Source organism: Syntrophaceticus schinkii, assembly GCF_000946815.1.
GTDB lineage: Bacteria > Bacillota > DSM-12270 > Thermacetogeniales > Thermacetogeniaceae > Syntrophaceticus > Syntrophaceticus schinkii.
Map to the genome: position 1 here is coordinate 1 of NZ_CDRZ01000080.1, position 2,671 is coordinate 2,671.

At 45.2% G+C, this 2,671-nt stretch carries 3 protein-coding genes; all 3 read right to left on the reverse strand.

From position 1 onward, the window contains the following. Positions 1-302 precede the first annotated feature (302 nt). Positions 303-974 (reverse strand): hypothetical protein, encoded by a 672-nt coding sequence (locus SSCH_RS04940; protein WP_044664509.1) that lies wholly within the window; start codon positions 972-974, stop codon positions 303-305. Positions 975-1,013: 39 nt separating this feature from the next. Next, a complete protein-coding gene (locus SSCH_RS04945; RefSeq protein WP_044664510.1) occupies positions 1,014-1,952 on the reverse strand; it encodes a hypothetical protein in 939 nt (312 codons plus the stop codon). Positions 1,953-2,205: 253 nt separating this feature from the next. Next, a partial coding sequence (locus SSCH_RS04950) for a transposase (RefSeq protein WP_044664511.1) occupies positions 2,206-2,671 on the reverse strand: 466 nt, incomplete at its 5' end.

The window sequence follows — 2,671 nt, forward strand, 5'->3', positions numbered from 1 at the left end:
AGCTCGGTAAGGCTTAGTTTCGGAAACATGCGTATTATTTCCTTAACATCTTGCAGTTCCTCGTTCGGTGAAATAATCTGCCGCTTACCAAGACTTGGTTGTCGTATTGTTTTGTCATAGTGCAGGCCCCCTTTGATAATAACCCACACTATTGTCTCATAATTAATTACCGCTGTCCAGTTCCTTTTTCGATAAAATATTTCTTCTAGTCTCTGGAAACCCTTGTCGGGCATAGTAGTTAGAGGCTATGCGTCAGTTCTGTATTAATCTAAGCGATGACACCATCAAGACGCTTTATTTATCTAACCCATCAACTGCTCCACCCATGGGGGCTGTTTGAAACGATTATCGTAGATCAATAGCGGGTGTTTCTTGGCAGCAGCCTTTAGTCTCTTTTGGCTCAGCTGTCCAAGCAGGTGTTGGCCTTCAGTTGAATTCATCCGCTGCACCTGTTCTAATTCCTTATTAGAAAGGAGGGGTTCACTCGCTGTAATCATAATGATGTTATAAAGTCGATCATCTTCAAGGTGCCGAAGACGCGCTCTCGCTACACCACACATTCCCCCATGCCGATCTGGCTTGCTGGCGAAAGACTCATACTCAATTTTTCTTTTCTCCTTCACCTCATCCCAATCCAAAACAACCCCCCGCTCTCTTGCAGCCATGGCATTCAAGGCCTTAAAGGTAAACTCATTGAAGGCAAACTGCAAATCCTCTGTAGACAACGGACGGAGCTCCTCTAACGTTTTGATCCGGCAAATCAACATCTCCTGTGCCAACACATTAATGTCACCGCAGGAAATAGCAAAATCACCAATCCCTGCAACCGCTTTTTGTCCTTCAGGTGAGGCTTTAAAGGCATACGCTTTTTCCATCGATTCTTCAGCCGCATGGGATAATCGGATCTCCCTCTCCCTTTCCATCATGCGCCATGCTAGAAAGGCCACCAACAACAATGCCACGCCTATCCCCAAAAAGAGGAACCACTTTTTTTTTGTAGCGTTTCATCATCTTTATTCCTTTCCGCGCCAATAGTATCCTCTGACCACAACCATCAGAGCAGCCAATAGGTAAACCAGTAATAAAATCAGTAAAAGAGAAAACGACAACAGATAGGGTGTCATATCACCATTTTCAAGGGTTTTCGTATAGGGAGGGGTAGTCACCCATGTAATCCAGTTAGGAGCATTTTCCATCCAGCTGAATCGATCATAAACAGATGCAAGCAGCGATTGGCACGTGCTCCAAGGCGTCACTTTCGCCATAAAAAGCTGCCATCCACTTTGACCATTCTCCAGGAGTTCTCTCTCGGCCATCACCCACAGAGTGCTCGCTGCCATACTTGTGGGCATAGAACGAGTCATGACAGTGATCGCCGCGGCGAAAAATGTCCACAGGAATGCCATTGCAATGTAAAGAAAAAGATTTCGCCATAAAGTCAGGTGCAAAAAAGAACGTAATTCGCGACCGGGTACCTCCGGCAAAAATACCGTCATCAGTACAGCACCGGCAACAACGAAGATGATTGTTCCTGCCGTATAGAGCATGAGCGCCAAAACTTTTCCCCATGTGATATGTCTGAACTTCACACGAAGGATAGCTGACTGTTTAATGGCTCCGCAGCTTAAATCATCTCCAAACCAGACAGCCCCAACATATAAGAACAATACAATCCCCAAACCGGCAAGAAGACCTGCACCACTTGCGGTAGGTAGATTCCCCCATTTAAACCAATAGAGTAATGTCGACAAGTCTTCGCCCAATCCCGGAGGCGGCAGTGATCCCGGATAACCGACCCAAGACCTGGTATGCAAGGTGATGGCGAAGTGATACGCCCGCAGGATAGGCAAAATGACAAAAAGCAGCGCGGTAAGGGGAACGATGTAAAAGAACATCCTGTGCCGAACCCGCATATACTCCGCCTTTATAATACGAAGAACATCTTGAAACACGCGCTCCACCCCCAATCCCTTCAGTCTCTTGTTCGTAAATAATACCCAATGGCAATACCTCCGAATCCTACCAATGTATAGAGAGAATTTCATAATTCAAAAATCAAAGTTTAAACAAAAATTAACAACTGGACCACCGCTTTTGATTAACAAATAACGACAGCGCATGGAGCATTACTGGTAAATAATAACTACTAGTTACAAAAAGGCAGACACCACCCCCTTGGTAATTAAAGTGCTTTCTTGATTAGAATTAAGCTGCTTTTTGTTCTCTTTCAGCTGTATTGACGGCTGTTACCGTAGCTATCAGCGCTATTGCACAAAGGTAGGCGTGAGTTTCTACCTTTTTAGTACCCTGAACTGTAATGCTTTCTAAACCTAGATGCTTCTTTTGTCTGCCGAAATAGCGCTCAACGCTTGTTCTTTCATCATATAGCTTTTGCCAGTTCTTAGTCCCCCTGTGGGGGCTACAGAACAGCCTTGAGTCATCTTCAATTTTAGTTTTTATCACCATTCCATAGTTGGAGCTTGAACACCAGTCGGTACCAAAGGGGCATTCAGCTTTATCAAGTACGTGGGGACAACGAAACTTGTTAACTCCGTTATCGCTGCCCCAGTAAACCATCCGAAACCCTGCGGAACAAATAGGTGTCCCATCAAAATCAAAGCCAGCTCTAGGTTGCCTGGTCCCTCTAAGAATTAAGAGCCTACTGATTGCC